This window comes from uncultured Neptuniibacter sp. (genome assembly GCF_947498015.1).
Lineage (GTDB): Bacteria > Pseudomonadota > Gammaproteobacteria > Pseudomonadales > Balneatricaceae > Neptuniibacter.
Window position 1 is genome coordinate 63,826 of sequence record NZ_CANMIR010000005.1, and the last position, 17,550, is coordinate 81,375.

At 49.5% G+C, this 17,550-nt stretch carries 19 protein-coding genes; 5 read left to right on the forward strand and 14 right to left on the reverse strand.

Annotation, left to right across the window (positions count from 1 at the left end):
- Positions 1–79: 79 nt before the first annotated feature.
- The 3 genes from Q0882_RS07950 to Q0882_RS07960 form a co-directional block, all read right to left on the reverse strand.
- Positions 80–361, reverse strand: a complete 282-nt coding sequence (locus Q0882_RS07950; protein WP_297309876.1) for a peptidylprolyl isomerase — start codon at positions 359–361, stop codon at positions 80–82.
- A 234-nt stretch (positions 362–595) separates the two neighbouring features.
- Positions 596–1,429, reverse strand: a complete 834-nt coding sequence (locus Q0882_RS07955) for an NAD-dependent protein deacetylase (protein WP_299179902.1) — start codon at positions 1,427–1,429, stop codon at positions 596–598.
- A 108-nt stretch (positions 1,430–1,537) separates the two neighbouring features.
- A complete protein-coding gene (locus Q0882_RS07960; RefSeq protein ID WP_299179904.1) occupies positions 1,538–3,715 on the reverse strand; it encodes a malate synthase G in 2,178 nt (725 codons plus the stop codon).
- A 268-nt stretch (positions 3,716–3,983) separates the two neighbouring features.
- Between Q0882_RS07960 and Q0882_RS07965 the strand changes: the two genes are divergently transcribed.
- A complete protein-coding gene (locus Q0882_RS07965) occupies positions 3,984–4,955 on the forward strand; it encodes an alpha/beta hydrolase (protein ID WP_299179907.1) in 972 nt (323 codons plus the stop codon).
- Positions 4,956–4,990: 35 nt separating this feature from the next.
- On the opposite strand, the gene serA is transcribed toward Q0882_RS07965, so the two are convergent.
- The 3 genes from serA to Q0882_RS07980 all read right to left on the reverse strand — a co-directional run bounded on the left by serA (position 4,991) and on the right by Q0882_RS07980 (position 7,677).
- Positions 4,991–6,223 carry a phosphoglycerate dehydrogenase gene (serA, locus tag Q0882_RS07970; RefSeq protein WP_299179909.1) on the reverse strand — a complete coding sequence of 411 codons (1,233 nt, stop codon included), beginning with the start codon at positions 6,221–6,223 and terminating at the stop codon, positions 4,991–4,993.
- Positions 6,224–6,454: 231 nt separating this feature from the next.
- Entirely contained in the window at positions 6,455–6,736 is a 282-nt protein-coding gene (locus Q0882_RS07975; RefSeq protein WP_299179911.1) for a pyrimidine/purine nucleoside phosphorylase, read from the reverse strand.
- Positions 6,737–6,798: 62 nt separating this feature from the next.
- The gene (locus Q0882_RS07980; RefSeq protein ID WP_299179914.1) at positions 6,799–7,677 is read right to left on the reverse strand and encodes a LysR family transcriptional regulator; all 879 of its coding nucleotides are present in this window, start codon (positions 7,675–7,677) and stop codon (positions 6,799–6,801) included.
- A gap of 91 nt (positions 7,678–7,768) precedes the next feature.
- On the opposite strand from Q0882_RS07980, the gene Q0882_RS07985 reads away from it, so the two are divergent.
- The 4 genes from Q0882_RS07985 to Q0882_RS08000 are packed head-to-tail and all read left to right on the forward strand — an operon-like array spanning position 7,769 to position 10,873.
- On the forward strand, positions 7,769–8,974 hold the full coding sequence (locus Q0882_RS07985) for an MFS transporter (protein WP_299180476.1): 1,206 nt from the start codon (positions 7,769–7,771) through the stop codon (positions 8,972–8,974).
- A gap of 31 nt (positions 8,975–9,005) precedes the next feature.
- Complete coding sequence (locus tag Q0882_RS07990) at positions 9,006–9,668, forward strand: fumarylacetoacetate hydrolase family protein (RefSeq protein ID WP_299179917.1); 663 nt, start codon at positions 9,006–9,008, stop codon at positions 9,666–9,668.
- A 7-nt stretch (positions 9,669–9,675) separates the two neighbouring features.
- The gene (locus Q0882_RS07995) at positions 9,676–10,449 is read left to right on the forward strand and encodes a DUF2927 domain-containing protein (RefSeq protein ID WP_299179920.1); all 774 of its coding nucleotides are present in this window, start codon (positions 9,676–9,678) and stop codon (positions 10,447–10,449) included.
- A 10-nt stretch (positions 10,450–10,459) separates the two neighbouring features.
- Positions 10,460–10,873, forward strand: coding sequence for a CopD family protein (locus Q0882_RS08000; RefSeq protein ID WP_299179923.1), 414 nt, complete (start codon positions 10,460–10,462; stop codon positions 10,871–10,873).
- Here the strand turns inward: Q0882_RS08000 and Q0882_RS08005 are convergent, their stop codons facing one another.
- The 8 genes from Q0882_RS08005 to argS all read right to left on the reverse strand — a co-directional run bounded on the left by Q0882_RS08005 (position 10,874) and on the right by argS (position 17,545).
- Positions 10,874–11,200 carry a hypothetical protein gene (locus Q0882_RS08005; protein ID WP_299179926.1) on the reverse strand — a complete coding sequence of 109 codons (327 nt, stop codon included), beginning with the start codon at positions 11,198–11,200 and terminating at the stop codon, positions 10,874–10,876. It abuts the gene before it with no gap.
- 80 nt (positions 11,201–11,280) lie between these two features.
- Positions 11,281–11,898 carry an SCP2 sterol-binding domain-containing protein gene (locus Q0882_RS08010; RefSeq protein ID WP_299179928.1) on the reverse strand — a complete coding sequence of 206 codons (618 nt, stop codon included), beginning with the start codon at positions 11,896–11,898 and terminating at the stop codon, positions 11,281–11,283.
- A gap of 31 nt (positions 11,899–11,929) precedes the next feature.
- Complete coding sequence (gene ubiE / locus Q0882_RS08015; protein ID WP_299179929.1) at positions 11,930–12,688, reverse strand: bifunctional demethylmenaquinone methyltransferase/2-methoxy-6-polyprenyl-1,4-benzoquinol methylase UbiE; 759 nt, start codon at positions 12,686–12,688, stop codon at positions 11,930–11,932.
- A gap of 84 nt (positions 12,689–12,772) precedes the next feature.
- Positions 12,773–13,156: a DUF971 domain-containing protein gene (locus Q0882_RS08020; protein WP_299179931.1), complete on the reverse strand. Its 384-nt coding sequence runs from the start codon at positions 13,154–13,156 to the stop codon at positions 12,773–12,775.
- A gap of 14 nt (positions 13,157–13,170) precedes the next feature.
- Entirely contained in the window at positions 13,171–14,505 is a 1,335-nt protein-coding gene (gene hslU, locus Q0882_RS08025; protein ID WP_299179934.1) for an HslU--HslV peptidase ATPase subunit, read from the reverse strand.
- A 21-nt stretch (positions 14,506–14,526) separates the two neighbouring features.
- Positions 14,527–15,057, reverse strand: coding sequence for an ATP-dependent protease subunit HslV (hslV, locus tag Q0882_RS08030; RefSeq protein WP_299179936.1), 531 nt, complete (start codon positions 15,055–15,057; stop codon positions 14,527–14,529).
- 165 nt (positions 15,058–15,222) lie between these two features.
- A complete protein-coding gene (locus Q0882_RS08035; protein ID WP_299179938.1) occupies positions 15,223–15,855 on the reverse strand; it encodes an SPOR domain-containing protein in 633 nt (210 codons plus the stop codon).
- Between the two features lie 4 nt (positions 15,856–15,859).
- On the reverse strand, positions 15,860–17,545 hold the full coding sequence (gene argS / locus Q0882_RS08040; protein ID WP_299179940.1) for an arginine--tRNA ligase: 1,686 nt from the start codon (positions 17,543–17,545) through the stop codon (positions 15,860–15,862).
- Positions 17,546–17,550 lie beyond the last annotated feature (5 nt).

Here is a 17,550-nt window from a genome sequence, read left to right on the forward strand (position 1 = left end):
ATGATTATACATAACTGTTTAATGAATAGCTTGATAGTGGTCAAGCTTTCGAGTGCATGTAATGTTTAGGAGGACGCAACTATTTACGGTAGATGGTTTCGATCAGGTGCCAGCCAAAACGAGTTTTTACGGGGCCATGGACGACATGTAGAGGTTTTTTGAAGACAACATCTTCAAACGGTTTAACCATCTGACCACGACGGAACTCACCTAGATCACCAAAACGTTTTCCAGAAGGGCAGAGGGAATATTTTTTAGCAAGTTTGCCAAAATCATTTCCCAGTTTTAAACGTTTTTTGAGCCTTTCAGCTTCATCACGGGTTTTAACAAGAATATGTCTGGCGCAGGCTCGGTTAGCCATCGGGTTACTCCAAGTATAAAAGGTGATTCTACCTCAGCAGGGTTGTCCATATAAAGAAGAGCGTGTATGTCACAGTGCCGAATAGATCTGTGAACTGAGTTTAGGGGTCTATGGGAGCACTCAATAGCACTGGATTTGATGTTTGAAAAGGGGATGCAACTACGGGGCTAGGCAGTTGAATCCGACTGCTGATGACGAACTCTTTTTTATGATGATAGCGATGGTTGCAGTTGCTTAGTCGTTTGGTTGAATCTGCTGCAATGCTTCCGTCAGTGTCTCTGCAATTGGGGCATCCAGTTTCAGGTCCAGTAATGGATCTGCGCGGGTGACCCCCAGATTCAGGGCGCAGATCGGTTTGCTCCAGTCATGTGCTTTCTTGCAGAAACGAAAGCCGGAATAGACCATCAATGAGCTACCAACTGTTAGAAGCGCATCAGCTTGTTCCAGTTGGTCTAGTGCTGAAAAAACCGATTCTTTAGGAACGTTATCCCCGAAATAAACTACATCCGGTTTCAGGACGCCGCCGCAGCTTTCGCAATCTAATACCTTAAAGGTGTTGAAGGCTTCTGTTTCCAGATCCGCATCACCGTCGGGGCGAGCTACCGCCTCGGTGATTGTAAATTGTGGGTTTTGTTGAGCGATCCGCTCATGAATTTTGATTCGATTGTATCTACGTTCGCAACTCATGCATCGAACCTGATCTGATCTGCCATGCAGATCTAGTACGCTTTGGCTGCCTGCACGTTGATGTAGTCGGTCAACGTTTTGCGTGATTAGCAGTCGGATATAGCCCATCTGCTCCAGTCGGGCGAGAGCGAAGTGAGCGGGGCCCGGTTGTGCATCGCGTATTAGCGGCCAGCCTATCAGGCTTCTGGCCCAGTATCGCTGCCGGGCGTAGTGACTTTCCATAAACTCTTTATGCTGAACCGGAGCAGAGTGCTGCCAATCCCCTTTTTGATCACGATAAGCGGGAATACCTGAATCTGTACTCACACCTGCGCCTGTGAGAACGACCAGATTTGGATGGCTGTGGATAAATTCAGCCAGAAGCTCAGCGGGTGAGGCCATAGGGTGCCCTGCATTGATGGAGTCAGTTGTAGTGTACCTAAAACAAAAAAGCCGTGCTTAAGGTAAGCACGGCTTTTTACGAGGTGTAGACTGAATCAGATCTGTAGATCAGGCACCGAATTTAGCTTTTGCTTCGATACGGCGGCGGTGTAGAACCGGTTCAGTATAACCATTGGGTTGGACGCAGCCCTCGATGACCAACTCGCAAGCCGCAGCGAACGCAATGCTGTCATCAAAGTTAGGCGCCATCGGGCGATACAGAGGATCGCTGGCGTTCTGACGGTCAACAATCGCGGCCATACGTTTCATCGTCTCCATGACCTGTTCCTCTGAGCAGATGCCGTGACGCAACCAGTTCGCGATATGCTGGCTGGAGATACGCAGTGTTGCACGATCTTCCATCAGGCCTACATCATTGATATCAGGAACTTTAGAACAGCCTACACCCTGATCGACCCAGCGTACTACATAGCCCAGGATACCCTGTGCGTTGTTGTCGAGTTCCTGCTGGATCTCTTCAGCGGTCCAGCTTGGGTTCGGCTCAACAGGCACTGTCAGAATGTCGTCTAGATTAGCACGATCACGTACCTTCAGTTCGTCCTGACGGGCAAACACGTCTACCTGATGGTAGTGAGTAGCGTGCAGTACTGCAGCGGTCGGAGATGGAACCCACGCCGTGTTAGCACCTGACATTGGATGGCCAATCTTAGCTTCCAGCATGTTTGCCATCTGGTCAGGGATAGGCCACATACCTTTACCAATCTGTGCGCGGCCCTGTAGACCACAGAGTAGACCGTTATCCACGTTCCAGTTCTCGTAAGCCCCGATCCAGGCAGCGGCTTTCATATCGCCTTTGCGGATCATCGGACCCGCTTCCATGGAGGTATGGATCTCATCGCCGGTACGATCAAGGAAGCCAGTGTTGATGAAGACAACACGCTCTTTAGCAGCACGGATACACTCTTTCAGGTTCACCGTCGTACGGCGTTCCTCATCCATGATCCCCATCTTCATGGTGAAGCGTTCCAGTCCCAGCACATCTTCGATACGGCCGAACAGCTCGTTAGCAAATGCAACCTCTTCAGGTCCGTGCATCTTAGGCTTAACGATATAGGTTGAGCCTGTCACGGTATTGCTGTACTTGCCGTTGCCCTTAATGTCATGGATAGAGATCAGGGTTGTGACCATGCCATCCATGATGCCTTCAGGAACTTCGTTACCCTCTTTGTCCAGAATCGCTTCGTTGGTCATCAGGTGACCTACGTTACGAACGAACATCAGACTACGACCTTTCAGGGCCAGAGAGGAGCCGTCGAGAGCTGTGAATTCACGATCACCGTTAATGGTACGTGTGAACGTTTTACCGCCTTTACTCACCTCTTCAGTCAGGTCGCCTTTCATCAGGCCTAACCAGTTGCGGTAGATAACGACTTTATCAGCACTATCAACGGCTGCGACAGAATCTTCGCAGTCCATGATGGCGGTCAGGGCAGCTTCCATGACGATATCTTTGATGCCTGCAGCATCATCTTTACCAATCTGGCTGCTACGGTCGACCTGAATTTCAAAGTGCAGGCCGTTGTTGACCAGCAGAATAGATTCGGGAGCGGACTGATCGCCATTGAAGCCCACCAGTTTTTCAGCATCGGCTAATGTGGTGGTGCTGCCATCTTTCATCGTTACAGCTAATGCGCCTTCAGCGATGCTGTAACCGGTAGAATCTTTGTGTGAACCTGCGGTCAGTGGTGCGGATTGATCCAGGAAGTCACGGGCGGCTTCAATTACTTTTGAACCGCGGACAGGGTTGTAGCCAGCCGTTTTCTCTGCGCCATCTGCTTCAGAAACTGCGTCAGTGCCATACAGCGCATCATACAGGCTACCCCAGCGTGCATTGGCAGCGTTTAAAGCAAAGCGTGCATTCATAACAGGCACAACCAACTGCGGGCCTGCCATCGTTGCCATTTCAGGATCAACATTAGCTGTAGATGCTTCGAAATCTTCGCCTTCTGGCAGAAGGTATCCGATCTCGCTCAGGAAGCCTTTATATGCATCCAGATCAAATGCCTGACCCTGACGCTCTTGATGCCATGCATCGATCTGCGCCTGTATTGAATCACGTTTTGTCAGCAACTCACGGTTTTTTGGTGCCAGATCATGAACAATAGCATCAAAGCCTGCCCAGAACTGTTCACTGGAAACGCCAGTGCCTGGCAGAGCTTCATTGTTAACGAATTCGTAAAGAGCCTTTGCAACCTGCAGGCCGCCACTCTGTACCCTTTGACTCATAATAAAATGCCCCAGTTATATATTCTGTCAGTTCAGGTGCGAGGCAACCGTGAACCGAATGATTAGTTGCTGCAGTATTGGGTAGGCAGCAATCTTTGTGCAATGCAACAGTAGCGCAATGCTATTCAATTGTCGCCCAACTCGACCCAAAAGTATGATAACCAAGCCTTATGTTCGCTATAAGCTGAGCGAATACTGTAGGGTTTGACTAGAGTTAAGGGTATGAATTGAATGTGTTTCTGTCGGGTAATCGGTCAGAGGAGTGCTGATGTTTGACCGTGATTGTCTAGTTAAAGGCCTGCCTCTGTATAAGGCTGCGCTTCCAGGGATACCCTGTCAAAATGCCAGAGGGTATCTGGCACATTATGCACTTCTCGAACTGGCGGAATCATCTGAGTATCGAATCGGCCGGATGGTGTTAGATGAGCTTTCTGTAACCTTACAGAGCTTCGCGCATACTGATGACAACCATAGTCGGGGAACGGTTGTAATTGTTCATGGCTATATGGACCATATGGGGCTCTACCAGAAGCTGATCACGACCCTGTATAAAACAGGATATGATCTGCTCTGTTACGATCTCAGCGGTCATGGGCTTTCCGATGGTAATCCCCTTGCCGTGGATGATTTTAAACACTACGCAACGCAACTGTCTGAATTGATCTCTAAAGTAGGGCCTTCACTGAACGGGCCATTACATATGATTGGGCAGAGTACCGGAGCTGCTGTATTGATCGCTCATCAGCTACTTTTCTCCAGTCAATCGATGCCTCAACAGGGGGTGCAAGTGATGTTGGCGCCACTGATTCGCCCGAATTTATGGCGATCGATTAAACGTAAGTTCAGTCTGTTGAAATATGTCCTCAAACGGGTCCCGCGGCAGTACAGTCAAAACTCACATGATGCTGCTTTCATCCGCTTTATCGAGGAGAGGGATAGTTTGCAGCATCGACAGATTCCGGTTAGCTGGATCGGGGCAATGCTATCCTGGGGTGACTGGGTAGAGCAGCATCCACCGGTGAAGGGAAGGGTGTATATGATTCAGGGCACCGACGACAGCACGGTGGACTGGCAACATAATCTGGGTGTGATGGGGCGGTTGTACCCAGATCTGGATCTGACCCTGATCGAACAGGCTAAACACCATCTTGTTAATGAGAGTGATCGTTATCGGTTACAGGTGTTTCAGAGAATATTGCAGATTCTGGCTGAGTGGGAAAACAAAAACGGGCAACCTTAGGCTGCCCGCTTCAGTGATAAGTCCTTAAGGGCTTATCAGAACAGACGGCGGCAACGAATAGTGCCATCGATCTGTTTCAGGTTCTGCAGTGCTACTTCAGAGCAATCTGCATCAACGTCAACCACTACATAACCAACCTTATCATTGGTCTGCAGGTACTGACCGCTGATGTTCACGCTGTTTTCAGAGAACACGGTGTTAATCGCGGACATGATGCCCGGCACGTTGTTATGAACATGTAGCAGACGGTGAACGTTTGGATGCTCAGGCAGTGCAACTTCAGGGAAGTTAACGGAGGTAATAGAGGAGCCGTTATCACTGTACTTGATCAGTTTTTCCGCCACTTCATAACCGATGTTTTCCTGCGCTTCCATAGTGGAACCGCCTACATGCGGTGTCAGAATCACATTGTCGAACTCGCGTAGAGGCGAGATAAACTCATCGTTGTTGGTGCGTGGCTCAACTGGGAAAACGTCAACGGCTGCACCGAGAAGGCGGCCTGAACTCAATGCACTACATAGCTCATCAATCACCACAACCGTACCGCGAGCTGCGTTTATGAAGATAGAGCCCTGCTTCATCTCTGCAAACTGAGCTTCACCCATCATATCTTTTGTTGATGGTGTTTCAGGCACATGCAGGGAGACGATATCGCTGATATTGAGTAGCTCTTTGAGCGACCCTACCTGTTTCGCATTGCCCAAAGGCAATTTTGTCACCACATCATAGAAGTACACATCCATGCCTAGGGACTCTGCGATTACGCTCAGCTGTGAACCGATGCTGCCATAACCTACAATGCCCAGCTTCTTACCACGGATCTCATATGAGTTCTTAGCTGATTTCTGCCATTCGCCACGGTGTGCTTTAGCGTTTTTCTCTGCAACACCGCGAAGAAGAAGAATCGCTTCCGCGATTACCAGTTCTGCCACTGAGCGTGTGTTAGAGAAAGGCGCGTTGAACACGGCAACGCCGCGCATCGTAGCAGCTTCCAGATTGACCTGGTTTGTTCCGATACAGAAGCAACCAACAGCAACCAGTTTCTCAGCTGCTTCGAAGACGTCAGGTGTCAACTGCGTACGGGAACGGATGCCGATAAAGTGAACATCTTTAACGCGTGCGATCAGCTCTTCTTCAGGCAGGGACCCTGTCAGAAATTCGATGTTGGTGTAACCATTCTGATTAAACGTGTCCACCGCAGACTGGTGTACACCTTCCAGCAGCAAAATCTTAATTTTGCTTTTATCAAGAGAGGTTGTTTGGCTCATGGTGTGCAGCTCTTTATTTGTGTGGTCATATCCTAACAAGGGGCGCCACAGGTTTAATCGCTAAAAATAAAGCGCGAATATTATCACAGGCAAAGTTGAAAAGGATGAATGTTCTATACAGATTGGTGGAAAAATATTCATCTTCAGATGAGATCTGCTGTAGATGCGCTGAGGAGCTATTCCAGAGCTTCAGTTAAAGCGCAGAACCTCTGGAATATGGAAGCGGAGTGATTAGCTATAGAAGCAGAGGTAAGCGGTTGGCTGTTCTACTTTAAGCTGGAAGCTTTGATTGGCTGCTACCTTAAACTCTGTACCTGTTGGGTAGGATTGGAAAGCATCTGAACCAGGTAGTTTCACGATCAGTTCACCGCTGACTACTTTCATCAGTTCATCTTCACTGGTGCCAAACTCATACTCACCTGGCGCCATGACACCAGAGGTGACTTTGCCTTCACTATTCTCAAAGCCGATGGATTTTACTTTGCCTTCAAAATATTCATTTACATTCAGCATTATGTGATCTCCTAAAATTTGCGCGAATCATAAAGTTAAAAGCAGATCGCTGCAAATTAACGTTACTTCGGTTCGCTATGTTCAAGTAGAAACTCCACAAATGTCATGTTGGCCTGTGAGAGATAACCCTCTTTTCGCCATGCGATCGACAGATCCAGCCATACCGGAGTCGCAAAAGGTCGCGCGACAAGCTCAGGATCATCAAGGATTGTCATCTCAAGAAGGGTTGAGATAGCGAAGCCCTGCTTAACAATTGATTTGATCAGGGGGATCAGATTGGTTTCGAAGTTAATCTTTGGTGTTATCTCGGCCTCTTTTGAAAGTTGATCCACCACGTTACGGTGGAAATAGCCGCTGTTGAACATCACCAGATCTTCAGCAAAGAACTGTTCACTGCTGATATTTTTCTGCCTTGCAAAAGGGTGATCGGTGGGGCAGATCACCATCATCTGTTCCCTAAGGAATACCTGATGTTGCAGTGTTGCAGGCATGGATTGGTCGACAATGACCGCCAGGTCCAGCTCTCCACTCTCCAGTAGTTGCTGTAGCTTGCTGGAGCCACCATCAATCACTGAGAGATTGAGTTGCGGGTATCGTTCTCTGAAGGCCATCAATAGCGGAGGGAAGTGGTAAGACCCCAGCATACTGGGGATACCCACCCGTACTTCGCCTCGCAGCAGGCCTTTGAGTTCCTGCATCTCGAGTAGGGCATCTTCGGTGGCCTGAAGAATACGCGCGGCATGTTTATACAGTTGTACCCCTTCATCCGTCAGGCTTATGGAGCGGTCTTTACGGTGAAATAGGGTGAGTTCCAGCTCCACCTCAAGGTTTTTGATCGCCATGCTGATCGCCGGTTGCGCAATGTGCAGCCGGGCAGCTGCTTGAGTAAAGCTGTTCAGGTCGGCGACCGTTTTAAAGTATTTCAGGTGTTTGATATCCATGCATAAGATTTTCTTATGAAATCCATAATAAGTATATATTTTTATGATCGCCTCTGGGCTGATACTCTCCCAGCCTCTAGTGAGGTGTATGATGATTGAATCTGGATCTAAACAGTTTTGGCGTGCAACATTGGCATTGAGTTTGGGCTCATTCATGATTTTTACCAATGTATATGTGACCCACCCTCTGCTGCCTATGCTGGCCTCTGAATTTCAGATTTCCGCTCTGCAGGCCGGGTTGAGCCTTACGCTCACGACATTAATGCTGGGCTTTTCTCTGCTTCTGTTCGGCCCTCTTTCTGATGCTATCGGTCGCACTCGACTGATGATTGGCAGTATGTGTGGTGTGGTGCTATGCAGTTTTCTGCTCTCTCAGGTGGAACAGTTTGAATGGCTCCTTCTGCTCAGGGCTGTACAGGGGGTCTGTCTGGCTGGATTACCTGCAATAGCGATTGCATATTTGGGAGATGAGTTCAGTAACCGAGCCCTGGTAGCAGCTGTCGGGATCTACATTAGTGGTAATACGCTGGGGGGGATCGGTGGACGCCTTCTGGGAGGTTTTATCGGTGAATGGTTAGGTTGGCAAGCGGCCTTTGCTATCACAGGTGTTTTAGGCACCCTGTTGTTGACCCTGTTTGTCTGGCTTCTGCCTGAGTCCCGGCAGTTTAAAGCAAGGCCCCTCCAGCCTAAGGGGATGCTGTCGGATATCATCGAACATCTGAAGAACCCCATGCTGATGCTGGCGTACCTCATTGGTGGTCTTAATTTTTTCATCTTTATCAATCAATACAGTTATGCGACATTTTTATTGTCGGAGGCGCCTTATAACCTGCCTGCAAGCCTGTTAGGAATGTTGTTTTTGACCTATCTCAGCGGTACGTTGGGGTCAGCGATATCAGGGCGTATTGCGCAAAAAATGCCTCAGCCTGCGGTGATAGCAAGTGGCGTTGTGTTGATGATGGTAGGGAGTGCTGTCACTCTGACCGGCTCAATCGTAGGGATCATATTGGGTTTTCTGATCAATGCGTTTGGGTTTTTTGTGGCCCACTCTTCTGCCAGTAGTTGGGTGAGTCATACGGCGCGACATGCTCGTGCAACAGCCTCTTCGCTCTATCTGGTTTTTTATTATCTGGGTGCCAGCACAGGTGGTTTTTATCTTGATCCTTTCTGGCAGTTGGCAGGCTGGAATGGGGTGATTGTCGGATCCTTTCTGGTGCTCTGTGTCACTCTGTCGCTCTCGCTGCTTCTGCTCAGAAGAAAGTTAAATTTTCTGGAGCCCTCCAGGGCAGCCAGTTAAACTGCAGCTATCGAAAGCATAAGGAGTAGGTATGGGGTATCAGCATCAATATATCGATGGCTCTATGGTCGGTCTGCCCACGGGTAAGGTGATCTGTGTGGGGCGTAACTATGCAGATCACGCGGCAGAACTAAACAATCCGATCCCAACGGAACCGATGCTGTTTATTAAGCCTGCGAGCAGTGTGGTTGATCTGGCGAAGCCTTTTTCTGTTCCTCAAGGCCATGGCAGTGTTCATTTCGAGACTGAGATGGCTATTCTGATCGGTCAGCCTTTAAGTCATGCTTCGGAGGCGGAGGTTGAAGAGGCGATTATCGGTGTGGGTGTCGGGTTGGATCTGACCCTGCGCGATCTTCAAAGTCAGTTGAAAGAGAAAGGCCACCCTTGGGAAAAGTCTAAAGCATTTGATGGTGCTTGCCCGCTGTCAGCTTTTGCGCGTCCGGAGGTCTTTCCAGATCTGCAGGATGTCGATCTGCGTCTAACGGTAAATGCAGAGATCAGGCAGCAGGGGAATAGCCGCTATATGTTGAATCAGGTGATTCCGCTGATCAGTTACAGCAGTGAATTCTTCACGCTGGAACCGGGAGATGTTGTGATGACCGGTACCCCGGCAGGGGTGGGGCCGGTTGTCGCAGGTGATCAACTTAAGGTTGAACTGTCTGATCGGATCGTTGTAACAACAGAAGCGGTTTGAGCTAAGGATGCTTTCCTCTCGAATCATCCTATTTCTTTTTATGACCATTGCGGCAGGAGCTGTCTACGGGCAATCCTGGCATAATCCAAAGTTCCTCTTGACTGCGTTTCAGGAGGTTGCGCTTAAAAATGAATACGCTTCTGGGGGAGGGTATGTGCGCCGCTGGGAGCAGCCGGTCAGGGTGTGGATCGATCATCAGGTGGCTGACAGGGCACTGCATACTGAGCTGGTTTCAAAACACATAGAGCATCTGTCCGAGATCACCGGACTCTCTATTATATTGGTACAGCAGAGAGCAAAATCTAACCTCCAGATCATGTTTACCCGACAATCAGCCTGGGCTCATCAGGTTGAAAGCATGTTTGGTTCAGCTGCGAAAGGTGTGGTGCATGGTGCTGTCTGTATGGCCAATATCCGAGAAAATAAACAGCATGAAATTGTCCAGGCGGGCATTATTATCCCCGTCGATCAGGCGCGGATGCATGGCAAACTTGTCAGCTGCGTTGTCGAGGAGTTAACTCAGGTCTTAGGGCTGCCAAACGACTCTGAGCGGGTATACCCTTCGATCTTTAATGACAAAACGCCTGATGTACTTTTGACCGGATTGGATTATCTGCTGTTAAAAATGCTTTATCACCCCAAACTCCATTCCGGAATGGATTCCGAGCAAGTTTCAGCACAGTTGCAAACAGTTATTCGCCAGTGGCAGAGTGCGGGTACAATTGCTACCGCCAGCCGCGATGTGAAAAGTGGTCAGCTCTACACTCTTTTGGGATATTAGGATTAGTTCTATGTTATGGATTAAAGCGTTCCATATATTGGCAATGACCAGTTGGATGGCAGGAATCTTCTACCTGCCGCGTATTTTTGTGCATTACGTTGAAGGTCGAGAGGCGGGGCAGGATGTCGCGCGTTTAGAGATTATGGCGGGTAAGCTCTATGGCTTTATGAGCATTATGGCCCTGTTTACATTAGCTTTGGGGCTTTGGCTCTGGCTGGGGTACGGTTTCAGTGGTGGTTGGCTACACGCTAAGCTGGCGTTTGTCCTGCTTCTGATCGGTTACCACTATTGGTGCAAAGCCTACCTGACAAAGATGCGCGCAGGGGAACTGGATAAAAGTGGGCGTTATTTCCGCCTGTTTAACGAGCTTCCGCTGCTGATCTTTATCCCTATTTTGATCTTTGTCGTGGTGAAACCTTTTTAATCACGAGGCCAGAGATTGGCGTAGTTGCTTGATCTTCTCCTCGGAGTAGTCGATATCTATCTGGATCTGTTTGTCAGTTTTTCTGCGTCCTAACGGCTTGGCGGACCGCTTGCCGTTACGCTGCTGTTCTGGAGGGCGTTGGTTGCGTCGACGATCAACGATTCGACGTCGTCGGTCTCTGCCTTTGTAGCCTTCAGCTTGGTGGATGGCGAGCCAGTCCTCAGCATGTGTCAGGGTTGGGAGATCGGGACTGACCTTTTGGTTGGTTTCATCTAGCCAGTAATAGATAACCTGAAAATCTTCGAAATCTTTAACAAGTTTTAACATGGAGCCTACGGAGTATATTACTTCAAAGGTGGGCGAATTACGGGGCGCAATGTACTAAATTTTGACCGGATAAGATACTGCTATTTTGATGAGGTAACCGCATTTGAAATTCGAGCTGAGAGGCGGTCTACCCTTTCCTGCAACTGATCAATCTCGTCAAAAAAGTGCTCAGCCTCTGGGCGGGTTGGGATTAGTCGGGCCTCCTCTTTCATATATTCATCTAGATTGAGGATCAGGCTGTCAGCTGTATTTTTATACCATTGTGCTTTCCAGTGGGTATAGAGTGCAACCTGGTGTGCAGGTAATTCACCGATAATCTCACTGAGCATCGCTTCCCAGTCGATACGGGCGTCAGCGACAATCTCCTGAAAACGAGTTGCTAAAGTACTATCCCCCGATATCCGAATCGTTTTTCCGAACATAGCATCAGCCTTGTCCTGACTGCTGAGAAGTGTCAGGAAATCCGCGACTGTACCCGACAGCGTGGTTTGAGGCTGATTGTTATAGATCGACTGAATCTGTAGCCCGTCGGTATGAGGAAGCAGATAGATCTTGAGAGCAGGGGAGGTGAGTTCAATCTCGATCACCTGGCCGTTCAGGGTTGCGAGGTGCTGCAACGTGACCGGGTCTCTGCGCAACAGTTGGTTGCAGACCTCTTCAGCTGTCGTGAATAGTCCCGCTTTCAGCATCTCGATCATCGCTTTTTACCCTTTGTTGTGGAGTGATCGATTATGGTTTGATGCCTGTATGCAATGCGACGATGCCGCCGGTCATATTCTGGTACTTACAGTTGGTCAGGCCTGCATTCTGCATCATCGACTTCAGTGTTTCCTGGTCAGGGTGCATACGGATCGACTCAGCCAGGTAACGATAGCTATCCGCATCACCGGCAATCATTGAACCCATCTGAGGAAGGATATTGAATGAGTAAAAATCATAAGCTTTGGTAAGTAACGGGTTATCCGTTTTGGAAAATTCCAGCACCATCAGCTTGCCGCCTGGCTTTAATACCCGGGCCATAGAGCACAGCGCTGCGTCTTTATCTGTCACATTACGCAGACCAAAGGCGATGGTTATGACATCAAACGTGTTATCTGGAAAGGGCAGGGCTTCGGCGTTGGCCTGAACAAATTCGACATTGCCGGTGACTCCTTTATCCATCAGTTTGTCACGGCCTACTTTAAGCATCGAATCATTGATATCTGCAAGCACTACCTTTCCGGTCGGACCAACCAAGCGGGAGAAACGCATGGTTAGGTCTCCGGTGCCGCCGGCTATATCCAGAATGGTCTGGCCGCTACGGACACCGCTCTGCTCAATCGTGATCCGTTTCCACAGGCGGTGTACACCGCCAGACATTAGGTCGTTCATCAGGTCATATTTGCCAGCGACGCTGTGGAAAACATCGGCAACACGTTGCACTTTCTCCTCTTTTTTGACGTTTTCGAAGCCAAAGTGAGTGGTGTTGTCGTTGTGTTGGTCAGTCATGTGGAGATGTCCTGAGTCTGTTCTTTAAGTGGATAGGCAGATTGTACCGGTAAGGCAGAGGCTTGTCTTGGTTCTGCAGATGAATCAGCCTCGGTCGATCGCAATCAGGCCGCCATCCCGGTTCGCACCGGCCTCAGCCAGCTTTTGCAGATATAACTGCCAATAGTGGTCGTGATTTGTTGCCAGATCATAGAGACAATCCCATGTATAGATTCCGCTATCATGACCATCATCAAATACGATTTTGAGAGCATAGTTGCCGCTGGGAACAAGTTCCTTGATTCCAACCAGCTTTTTTCCGGTTTGAAGTACACCGTTACCTATCCCATGACCTCGTACCTCCGCAGAGGGGGAGTGAACACGGAGATACTCTGCTGTTAACTCATAAGAACCTTCAGGGTAGCTTAACTCCAGCGTACGCGATCTCTTATGCAGCTTTATCTGTGTGGGTAACGGTGCAGTTGACATATAACTCTCCGGATTTAGAGGATGTAATGGCTCAGATCTTCATCCTGGCTTAGTTCGCTGAGCTGCTGATCAACGAACGCTTTGTCCACAATGATGGTCTGTCCTGAGCAATCGGATGCGGCAAAGGAGAGTTCTTCAAGTAGGCGTTCCATCATGGTATGCAAGCGACGGGCGCCAATATTTTCAGTGCTTTCATTCACCTCAAATGCCAGCTCAGCAATGCGGTGGATCCCTTCGTCAGCGAACTCGACAGTGACCCCTTCAGTGTTCAGCAACGCTTTATACTGTTCGGTCAGGGAGGCGTTAGGTTCTTTCAGAATTCTTCTGAAATCATCAGGTGTCAACGCGTTGAGTTCTACGCGGATTGGCAAACGGCCCTGCAGCTCGGGGATGAGGTCAGAGGGTTTAGACAGATGGAATGCACCGGAGGCAATAAACAGAATATGGTCTGTTTTGATCATGCCGTATTTGGTGCTAACGGTGCAGCCCTCAATCAGAGGAAGGAGATCACGCTGAACGCCTTCACGGGATACATCTCCGCTGCTGTTTGAACCACCTTTGCAAACTTTGTCGATCTCATCGAGGAAGACGATGCCGTGTTGCTCAACCAGTTCAACAGCTCTCTGTTTTAGTTCATCTTCTTTAACCAGATTTGCCGCTTCTTCATCGGCAAGCATCTTGAAAGCATCTTTAATTTTCAGACGGCGGCTCTGTTTCTTTCCACCGCCCATACCGGAAAACATGCTTTGTAGCTGGTTGGTCATCTCCTCCATGCCTGGAGGGGCCATGATCTCTACCCCAACCTGCGGTTGTGAGACTTCGATATCGATCTCTTTGTCATCCAGTTGGCCTTCGCGAAGTTTCTTACGGAATACCTGGCGGGTAGCGCTGTCTTCGCGAGGCTGCTCTGCTTCACCAAAACCGGCCTGTCGTGCGGGAGGTAATAGGGCGTCAAGAATGCGCTCCTCAGCGGCCTCCTCTGCGCGGAAGCGAACTTTTTCCATCTCCTGCTCGCGCAACATTTTGATCGACATGTCGACAAGATCGCGAATAATAGTTTCAACATCGCGCCCTACATAACCCACTTCTGTGAACTTTGTGGCTTCCACTTTAATGAAAGGAGCGTTGGCGAGTTTTGCCAGGCGTCGAGCGATTTCGGTTTTACCAACGCCGGTTGGACCGATCATCAGGATATTTTTTGGGGTGACTTCGACACGCAGCTCTTCGTTAAGCTGCATGCGTCTCCAGCGGTTGCGAAGGGCAATTGCGACGGAGCGCTTGGCTTCATCCTGACCGATAATATGGCGATCCAGCTCGGAAACGATTTCACGTGGGGTCATATTGGACATAGGGAAACTCCTTAAGCTGGATTAAACGGCTGAGTCGAGTTCTTCGACGGTCAGGTTGTCATTGGTAAATACACAGATACCTGCTGCGATATGCAGGCTTTTTTCAACGATCTCTTTAGCACCAAGTTCGGTGTTGTCAGTCAGTGCGCGGGCGGCTGCCAGTGCAAAGTTGCCCCCTGAGCCGATAGCGATCACACCGTCTTCAGGTTCAATTACATCGCCGCTCCCTGAGATCAGGTAGGTCTTCTCCTTATTGGCAACCAGCATGAGCGCCTCAAGTCGGCGTAAAACGCGATCACTCCGCCACTCTCTTGCCAGATGGATGACCGCATTCACAATGTTGCCCTGGTGCTTCTCTAGCTGAGCTTCAAACAGATCTCTGAGAGTGATGGCGTCTGCGGTAGATCCCGCGAATCCTGTAATGACATCATGTTTGTGCAGCACGTTAACTTTTTTAGCGCTGCCTTTCATGACAGTGTTACCCAGTGATACTTGACCATCGCCACCTACGACGACTTTGTCACCACGACGTACCGATACAATCGTTGTCATTAAGCTGCTCCTGAAAAGGGCGTTTGTAAACAGGCCGGTCATGAAACGATGAAGCATGGCGCTGTTTGTTTAGGGTTTACAGGAAGATGGTGACTTTGCGATGAATTTCAAGGCGTATATATGAAAAAGCCCGCTAAAAAGCGGGCTCAAAATAGCAGTCTGGTGCTACTGCTTAATTCGAAGAGGCTGGATGTTTTTCTGGACCAGTTTGTCGTAGGCTTTTGACAGGCGAGAGCGGTTGTCAAAAGGTCCGGTTCTCACCCGGTACCATGTGGAGCCATCTTTGCTGGTGCTGGGGCTGGTGTGTACATTTGGAAGCCCCATCAGGATCAGTTGTGCTCGCATCCGTTCAGCATCGGCTTTGATCTTGAAGGACCCAGCTTGTAGCAGATAGCTGTGTTGCGATTTGGCATCTTTAGGGGTGGATTTGTAAGCATCGACCTGAGAAGTCTCAACCTCGCTTTTTTCCAGCATCTCGTAGAACTCAAAACGCTTTTTGTCTTGGTTCTCAGCAGATTTCTCAACCACGGCTGGCTTGGGAACCGGCTTCTTTGGTTGTGGTTTATGGATCTCCTGCTTGCTGATGGAGCTGATCGGAGTATCTACTTTTTCCGGGGTTACTTTGGTTAGGTGGTAGAGCCCGTAGCCCAAACCTCCAAGTAGCAGCAGGGTGATTGCTAGCAGTCCGGTAGGAAAGCTTTTTTTCTTCTGTACCGGTGGCTTTTTCGCAGCAGGTCTGGCGCGGCTGGCTGATGCTTTGCCGCGCTTGTTCTTGGCGTAGTCCTTCCTGGATGCCATGGGGTTACATCTGCTCCGGTGCTGAAACGCCAAGTAAATCTAAGCCATTTGCCAATACGTGTCGAACGGCGACCGCCAGAGTCAGACGGGCATTACGCAGATCTGCGCTCTCAACAAGGGTTTTCTCTGAGTTGTAATAGGTGTGGAAATCTCCCGCCAGGTCACGCAGGTAGTTGGCTATCTGATGTGGCTCGCGGGTCGACGCTGCATTTTTGACGACCTCAGGATAGCGCCCAAGATTAATAACCAGATTTTTCTCAGATTCCAGCTCCAGGTGGTCCAGGGCTGCGATACCTGTAGCCTCATCCCACTCTAGGTTATTCTCGCTAAGTTTGCGGAAAATGGAGCAGACACGCGCGTGGGCATACTGGATATAGTAAACAGGGTTATCTGCGGATTCTGAGCGGGCCAGGTCAATATCGAATGTCAGATGGCTATCTGATTTTCGTGCGGCCAGGAAATAGCGGGTTGCATCGCGACCGACCTCTTCAATCAGATCACGAAGAGTAACGTAGCTGCCTGCTCGTTTTGAAATTTTAACCTCTTCACCGCCTTTCATGACGGTGACCATCTGATGCAGAACGTAGTCAGGCCATCCTTGTGGGATATCTGCTTTCAGCGCCTGCAGTCCCGCACGAACACGGGTAATGGTGCTGTGGTGATCTGCACCCTGCTCATTGATGACGGTATTAAACCCGCGCTGCCATTTATTAAGGTGGTAGGCCACATCCGGGACGAAATAGGTGTAACCGCCATCCTTTTTGCGCATAACGCGGTCTTTATCATCCCCGAAATCAGTGGTGCGCAACCATAGTGCACCCTCTTGCTCATAGGTAAAGCCATTCTCGATCAGGGTTTGAACCGCTGATTCCACTTTGCCTTCAGAGTAGAGAGATGATTCCAGGAAATAGACATCGAAATCGACCGCAAATGCTTTGAGGTCAAGATCCTGTTCGTGGCGCAGGTATGCGACAGCGAAATGGCGAATCGCTTCAAGGTCTTCAGCATCTTTCGTTCCCGTGAAAGACTGGTCTTCTGATTTGACGGTATCGCCACGCATGAAGCTTTCCGCAAGGTCGATTATATAACCACCGCGGTAGCCATCTGCTGGCCAGCTTGGGTCGTCAGGCGTTAAACCTTTACAGCGAGCCTGGACAGACAAAGCCAGATTGTTGATCTGTTGTCCTGCATCGTTGTAGTAGAACTCACGGGTTACCTCCCAGCCATTGGCTTCCATCAACCGGCAGAGACAGTCACCAACTGCGGCGCCACGTCCATGGCCGATATGCAGCGGGCCAGTTGGGTTAGCGGAGACAAACTCGACCTGAGCTTTACGTCCTGCTCCGTCATTATTGCGACCATAGTTCCCTTTCTCTTCGAGAATGGTTTTTACCAGGCTGCTGGTAGATGCACCGCTAATAAAGAAGTTGATAAAACCGGGGCCTGCGATCTCTGTGCGTTTTAGATTGTCAGACTGGGGTAGGGCAGCAACCAGTTTTTCGGCTAATTGGCGTGGATTTGATCGGGCGGGCTTTGCTAGCGTCAAGGCTATGTTGGAAGCGTAATCGCCATGACTTTTGTCACGGGTGTTTTCAACCATGATCTTCGGTTGCACATCTTCAGGCAGAGTGCCGTTTTCAATCAGTGTGTGTAGTGCGGATTCGATCAGCTCTGCAATAATCTGTTTCATTCGTG

Coding starts and splice junctions, on each gene's coding strand:
- Q0882_RS07955 (WP_299179902.1), bottom strand. CDS start 1,429: ATGGCCTCACCCGCTGAGCTTCTGGCTGAATTTATCCACAGCCATCCA.
- Q0882_RS08035 (WP_299179938.1), bottom strand. CDS start 15,855: ATGGCATCCAGGAAGGACTACGCCAAGAACAAGCGCGGCAAAGCATCA.
- Q0882_RS08020 (WP_299179931.1), bottom strand. CDS start 13,156: ATGTCAACTGCACCGTTACCCACACAGATAAAGCTGCATAAGAGATCG.
- hslV (WP_299179936.1), bottom strand. CDS start 15,057: ATGACAACGATTGTATCGGTACGTCGTGGTGACAAAGTCGTCGTAGGT.
- Q0882_RS07980 (WP_299179914.1), bottom strand. CDS start 7,677: ATGGATATCAAACACCTGAAATACTTTAAAACGGTCGCCGACCTGAAC.
- Q0882_RS07990 (WP_299179917.1), top strand. CDS start 9,006: ATGGGGTATCAGCATCAATATATCGATGGCTCTATGGTCGGTCTGCCC.
- serA (WP_299179909.1), bottom strand. CDS start 6,223: ATGAGCCAAACAACCTCTCTTGATAAAAGCAAAATTAAGATTTTGCTG.
- Q0882_RS07995 (WP_299179920.1), top strand. CDS start 9,676: ATGCTTTCCTCTCGAATCATCCTATTTCTTTTTATGACCATTGCGGCA.
- Q0882_RS08000 (WP_299179923.1), top strand. CDS start 10,460: ATGTTATGGATTAAAGCGTTCCATATATTGGCAATGACCAGTTGGATG.
- argS (WP_299179940.1), bottom strand. CDS start 17,545: ATGAAACAGATTATTGCAGAGCTGATCGAATCCGCACTACACACACTG.
- Q0882_RS07965 (WP_299179907.1), top strand. CDS start 3,984: ATGTTTGACCGTGATTGTCTAGTTAAAGGCCTGCCTCTGTATAAGGCT.
- Q0882_RS07960 (WP_299179904.1), bottom strand. CDS start 3,715: ATGAGTCAAAGGGTACAGAGTGGCGGCCTGCAGGTTGCAAAGGCTCTT.
- Q0882_RS08010 (WP_299179928.1), bottom strand. CDS start 11,898: ATGATCGAGATGCTGAAAGCGGGACTATTCACGACAGCTGAAGAGGTC.
- Q0882_RS07950 (WP_297309876.1), bottom strand. CDS start 361: ATGGCTAACCGAGCCTGCGCCAGACATATTCTTGTTAAAACCCGTGAT.
- Q0882_RS08005 (WP_299179926.1), bottom strand. CDS start 11,200: ATGTTAAAACTTGTTAAAGATTTCGAAGATTTTCAGGTTATCTATTAC.
- ubiE (WP_299179929.1), bottom strand. CDS start 12,688: ATGACTGACCAACACAACGACAACACCACTCACTTTGGCTTCGAAAAC.
- hslU (WP_299179934.1), bottom strand. CDS start 14,505: ATGTCCAATATGACCCCACGTGAAATCGTTTCCGAGCTGGATCGCCAT.
- Q0882_RS07975 (WP_299179911.1), bottom strand. CDS start 6,736: ATGCTGAATGTAAATGAATATTTTGAAGGCAAAGTAAAATCCATCGGC.
- Q0882_RS07985 (WP_299180476.1), top strand. CDS start 7,769: ATGATTGAATCTGGATCTAAACAGTTTTGGCGTGCAACATTGGCATTG.